We start from the raw sequence: 5,320 nt of genomic DNA on the forward strand, positions 1-5,320 counted from the left end.
CGACGTAGACGTGCAGGTCGACGAAGTTGGCGCCGTTGGGTGTCAGGTATGTCCAGGCCAGCCGCGCCGCGATGCTGGCCGCCAACAGCAGCGGAGCCAGTCGGGTCCACCCGTTCGTCATCCGGCGGGCGGCGGGGCTGGCGGGGGTCGCGGGGGTCGCGGGGGTGGCGGAGGTCGCGTCTACCGGCCCGACTCTAGCGAAGCACCACCGCCGGTCCGCTCGGTAACGGTTTCATAAACACCACACGTGTCACTTGAGTATCAGCAGTAACACGTTACCTTGACTTTTGGAAGACTTTTCGAACGCCCTTCCAAACACCTTGTCAACCTTGCCCACGCCTCTCGATGCCTCTCGACACCTCTCGCCGCCGCCAACGGGAATTGGAGAAATCATGTCGCAGATCCGGACGTTGTTCGCCGCCACGGCTGCCGTCGCGATCGGTTCGTCGACCGCGCTGCTCCTCAGCAGTGACGCCAAGGCCGAACCGCCTCAGCCGATACCCGGCCTGCCCGCCCTACAGTCCCTGCAGTTGCCCGGTCTGCCCGCTATCGAGCAGCTGAGCCCGGTGATTCAGCAGGCGGCCGCCGATCCGTCCGGCGCCGTGTCGCTGCTGATGGCGGCGGCTGCCGCCCTCACCGGCAACTCTGCGGCACCCACGGATGCCAAGCAGGTCGCCGACTCGGTGACCCAGTTTGTGCAGGCACCTACGGCGCCCGGGTCTGATGGGCTTCCGCAGGCGCAGCTGGCGAACGATGCGCCCGCCGCGCCGCCGCGCGACCCGTCCGCGCACATACCGACCCCGGGCTCAGCGCCTGGTGCTGTCGCGCATCTGCCCACCGGCGTCGATCCGGCTCACCGGGTGGGTCCCAGGTGGCAGGCGGTGCCAGCGACCCCGGTGGTCCCGGAAGCCGTAGCCGCACCTGCCCCTCCGGCACCTGACGCCGCACCGGCCCCGGCGCTGCCGGAGGCCGCCGGCCCGGCACCGGGGGCCACTCCGGTGTTCGGTCCAGACAGCCCGCCCACCCAGGACTTCATGTACCCGTCAATCGGCACCGGCTGCCTGTCGGACGGTGGCAACTCCATTGCGACTGCGCTGTCGGTGGCAGGCCCGGCGAAGATCCCTACCCCCGGGCCGGCATCCGGTCAGACCGCCTATGTGTTCACTGCCGTCGGTACGCCCGGACCTGCCGAAACGCAGAAGTTGCCGCTCAACGTCACCTGGGTGAACCTGACCACCGGCAAATCGGGCACCGCCACCCTCACACCGCGTCCCGACATCAACCCCGAGGGGCCGACTACGTTGACGGCGGTCGTCGACACCGGATCGGGCAGCATCATCTCGACGATCTTCGGCCAGGTCAGCACCAAGGATCGCCAGTGCAACTTCATCCCGACCATCGGCTCGACGGTGGTGCCCTGACTGTCTGGCACTCCGATAGCGCGCCGCATCCCAGCGATCCCGCCACCCATCGACGCTGAGCCCGGAATCGTCGAGATGGTGACGTGCTCGGGCGAGCCGTTTTTGTCGTGCCCGGCCTGCTGGTGCTTGCCTGGCGTATCCGCGACGAGGAGAAGCTGCTCCGAGAAGAGTTGGACGGGGTCCGCCAGGTATCACTGGGCACCCGAGATGCATACCAAACTGGTACCATCTATGTGGTGAGCACACAAATTGCGGTCCGCTTGCCCGACGAGATCGTCGCTTTTATCGATGACGAAGTTCGGGGACAACATGCTCGCAGCCGTGCGGCTGTCGTGGTGCGGGCACTGGAGCGGGACCGTCGCCGTCGCCTCGCTGAACGCGACGCGGAGATCCTCGCGGCCAGAGTGTCGGCGCCCAATGATTTGGACACGTTGGCCGGCCACGCTGCTCGGACCGTCCTCGACATCGACTGATGCGACCTATCCACATCGCCCAGCTCGACAAGTCCCGACCGGTCCTGATTCTCACCCGGGAGGTCGTGCGTCCGCATCTCCGCAATGTCACCGTCGCTCCGGTCACGACAACCGTCCGAGGGCTGGCCACCGAAGTCCCGGTAGGCGCGGTGAACGGGCTGAATCAACCGTCCGTCGTCAGTTGTGACAACATTCAAACGATCCCGGTGTCTGACCTTGGACGTCAAATCGGCTATCTTCTCGCATCGCAGGAATCAGCCCTGGCAGACGCCATCGGCAACGCCTTCGACCTCGATTGAGTCGTGTGATTGGGTCGTGTCATAGGCCGGCAAGGATCTCCACGAATCCGGCCGCCGCGAAGTCTCGGTCGAAGGCCAGCGCCTCGCGTAGGCGCCGGTCGCGCATAACGCGGAAACTCGTGGCGTCCACGTAGGAGCACACCCGCTCGTCGTGCTTGCGGAGCCAGTCCCACGCCGCCGCTTCTTGACGCTCGGTAACTCGGTGCACCACGAGCCGCTCGGCGCCACTGAGGGTCTCAAGCCGGTCGAGAAAGGTCAGGGCAGTGCGATGGCTGTCCTTGCGGCGCAGGAAAGTCCAGGTCTCACCGGCAACAAGGTTAGTCGTGAGAATTTGCTCGGACCGCCCGAGATTGCGCAACATCGCCAACGCATCTCGGTGTCGAGCGTCTCCGGGCAGCGCCCAGGCCACCCACCAACCGGTGTCGGCGAACTTCACTTGCCGTAAACGACGTCGTCGACCTCGCCTGGCCCCACTGACACATGACTCGAGCCAAACCCAGCGAGGCAGCACCAAAGGTCCTCATCGGACTCCTCGAGCGGCGGCGCAAGGACGGCATTGAGTCCCAGACGGATCAATTCGGACTTGGAGATGCCCCGACGGCGGGCCTCTTCGACGGCCCGTACGTCGAGTTCTTCAGGAATCGTCACCGCGATTGTCTTCACCGGATCAACTATACATATTGAGCGTTACAGCAACTATATATCATCGGGATGGCGTGCCAGAAGGACTGCTGAGCGGCTCACGCCCCGGCGGGCCGGGTACCGATCACCTTGTCTGCCGCCAGCTGCGCGAATTCCTCGTCGCTGAGGCCGCACAGTTCGCGCAGCACCTCGGTATTGTGCTGGCCCAGCGTGGGCGGGGGCCGCGTCAGCCAGCGATGCTGGCCGGCCACCGGCGGGAACGGCGGACACGGATATAGGCCCGACCCGGTACGCGGATGAGTCAGCGGCTCGAAGAACCCGCGATCGCGCAGTTGACGATTCTCGGTGACCAGCGACGGAGACACCACCGGTGCGGCGGGAATGCCTGCCGCGGCAAGCTTTTCAACTGTAGGGTCAAGCGGCTGGCCGGCGAACCAGTCGGCCAGCCGTGCATCGATGCCGTCGGCGCGATCCTGTCGTCCGGCTGCCTCGGTCAGCCGCGCGCCGTCGGCCCAGGCCGGGTGGCCCAGCACTTCAACCAGCGCCCACCACTGCTCGTCGGTAGCCACGGTGACGGCGATCCACTCGTCGTCACCGGCGCAGCGATAGAGGTTCTGCACGACTGCGCCTTGGTCCCGGTTGCCCTGACGCCCCAGGGTCACCCCCAACACCTCGAATTCCATCGGCTGGACGGCGGTCGCGGCCAGCACCGCTTCGATCATCGGCAGCTCCACCAGTTGACCGGCTCCGGTGCGTTCGGCGAACGCCAGCGCCGCGACAACCGCGAACGCGGCGTGAGCACCGGCCAGCGGATCGCACGCTCCGCGCGGCGCGACCGGCGGGCCATCGGGCAATCCGGTCACCCAAGCCAGCCCGGCGATCTGCTCCATGGTGGGCGCAAAGCCGACCCGGTCGCGCCACGGACCGTCCAGGCCGAACGCCGGCATCCGAGCGACGACCAGCCGTGGGTTGACGCCCAGCAGCGCGTCGACGGTCAGCCCGAAGTGGTCCATCACCCGCGGCGAGAAGTTCTCGATCACCACGTCGGCCCCGGCCGCCAGCGTCATAAACAACCGGCGCCCGTCGTCGGACCCCAAATCCAGGGTGACCGACCGCTTGTTGGTGTTCATGGCGTGAAACACCCAGCCGTACTCCCACCAGTCGTCGACGTCGGTGCGCATCCCACCCGAGTAGCGGATGCCGTCGGGCCGCTGGATCGACTCCACCTTGATCACGTCGGCGCCGAACGCCGCCAGCAGGTGCGTCGCGGCCGGTCCGGCCCAGAACGCGGTCAAATCCACCACGCGGACGCCCTTCAGCGGCAGCCGTCGGCGGGCCAGTCCTGGTGCGAATTCCCGTGGCGGCCAGGTGGTTTCGGTGTTGGCAGCACCGAGAACTGGTGCGGTCGACAGCGGTGCGGGTGTGCACTGCGACATCAACCACGGTGGGCGGGGCTGATGAAAACCGGCCGTGTTGCGCACGAACACACCGCGTTCCTTGAGGTGGTCCATCTCGCGGATTGTCGAGCCGTTGCCCAGTGGCGCGATCGGCAGCCGGAACAGTTGCCCCAGTTCGACGATCTCGTCCACGGTGCGCTCACGCAGCCACGGCCCGATCAGTTCGCGGATGAAATCCCGGTGTTCCCAACGGCCGAGCTGAAAGCGCAACTGCTGGTTTTCGGTCAGCCCCGGGCAATCGAGCATCGCGGCGAAGTCCAGCCACTGCTGGCCGGTGACCATGGTGATGCCGACGTAGCCGTCCTTGGCTTCTTCGATCGAAGGCACCTCGATGGTGCGGGTGACCGGCGGCACCGCCAGCAGCTGGCTGTGCAGCCATTCGGAGCTCTGCATCAACGTCATCGCCTCCAGCATCGACAGGTCGAGGTGCTCACCCGGACCCCCATGCCGCACACGGCGATACACCGCCAGCGCACCGAACGCGGCACACACGCCGCCCATGTACTCCCCCAGCCGGCCGCCTATCGCGATGGGCGGCCCGGCGGGATCGCCACGAAACCCGGTCAGTCCGGCCCAGGCCTGCAGAGTGAACTCACTGGCCACCCGCTCGGCATACGGTCCGGTCCAGCCGAAGTCGGAGATCGACACGACGACAGCGCGCGGGTTGGCCGCCAGCAGCCGCTGCGGATCGATGCCCACATCCGCCGCCTGCGAGGCGGTGGCGGTGATCACGATGACGTCGGCGGCGACGAGTGCGGCGCGGTATCGCTCATCCGAGGGTGACAAGGCCAGGCTGCGCTTGCCGGCGTTGAGGTAGGAAAACAGCGGCGCGTCCGTCGACTCCGGTAGGGGTGAACCGCAGGCGGTGTAGCTGCGCAGCGGATCTCCTTGCGGCGACTCGATTTTACGCACTTCGGCACCAGCGTCGACCAGCAGCTTGCCGCAGTAGCTGCCCGCTATCCGGTCGCTGATCTCGACGACCCGCAGCGAATCCAGCGGCGTCGGTCGGCACTGCGATCCGTCGCTGG

General features: G+C 66.9%; 6 protein-coding genes and 1 pseudogene. 3 read left to right on the forward strand and 4 right to left on the reverse strand.

The window, feature by feature from the left end:
- Nucleotides 1-211 (reverse strand): annotated as a pseudogene (gene pimE / locus AC2VOP_RS18830) (mannosyltransferase); the annotation flags it as partial.
- Nucleotides 212-392: 181 nt separating this feature from the next.
- Here pimE and AC2VOP_RS18835 point away from each other — a divergent pair.
- From AC2VOP_RS18835 to AC2VOP_RS18845, 3 genes are all read left to right on the forward strand, one after another.
- Complete coding sequence (locus AC2VOP_RS18835; RefSeq protein ID WP_486962377.1) at nucleotides 393-1,421, forward strand: Rv1157c family protein; 1,029 nt, start codon at nucleotides 393-395, stop codon at nucleotides 1,419-1,421.
- Between the two features lie 155 nt (nucleotides 1,422-1,576).
- A complete protein-coding gene (locus AC2VOP_RS18840) occupies nucleotides 1,577-1,894 on the forward strand; it encodes a YlcI/YnfO family protein (protein ID WP_486962382.1) in 318 nt (105 codons plus the stop codon).
- Entirely contained in the window at nucleotides 1,894-2,193 is a 300-nt protein-coding gene (locus tag AC2VOP_RS18845; protein WP_486962378.1) for a type II toxin-antitoxin system PemK/MazF family toxin, read from the forward strand. Before AC2VOP_RS18840 ends, AC2VOP_RS18845 begins: the two co-directional genes overlap by 1 nt.
- A 19-nt stretch (nucleotides 2,194-2,212) precedes the next feature.
- Here the strand turns inward: AC2VOP_RS18845 and AC2VOP_RS18850 are convergent, their stop codons facing one another.
- The 3 genes from AC2VOP_RS18850 to AC2VOP_RS18860 form a co-directional block, all read right to left on the reverse strand.
- Nucleotides 2,213-2,629 (reverse strand): type II toxin-antitoxin system VapC family toxin, encoded by a 417-nt coding sequence (locus AC2VOP_RS18850; RefSeq protein ID WP_486962379.1) that lies wholly within the window; start codon nucleotides 2,627-2,629, stop codon nucleotides 2,213-2,215.
- On the reverse strand, nucleotides 2,626-2,856 hold the full coding sequence (locus AC2VOP_RS18855) for a ribbon-helix-helix domain-containing protein (RefSeq protein ID WP_486962380.1): 231 nt from the start codon (nucleotides 2,854-2,856) through the stop codon (nucleotides 2,626-2,628). The genes AC2VOP_RS18850 and AC2VOP_RS18855 overlap by 4 nt, the downstream gene beginning before the upstream one ends.
- Nucleotides 2,857-2,933: 77 nt before the next feature.
- Nucleotides 2,934-5,320, reverse strand: a 2,387-nt coding sequence (locus AC2VOP_RS18860) for a CaiB/BaiF CoA-transferase family protein (protein ID WP_486962381.1), incomplete at its 5' end; no start/stop codon positions are given.

Source organism: Mycobacterium sp. TH-M106, assembly GCF_057473765.1.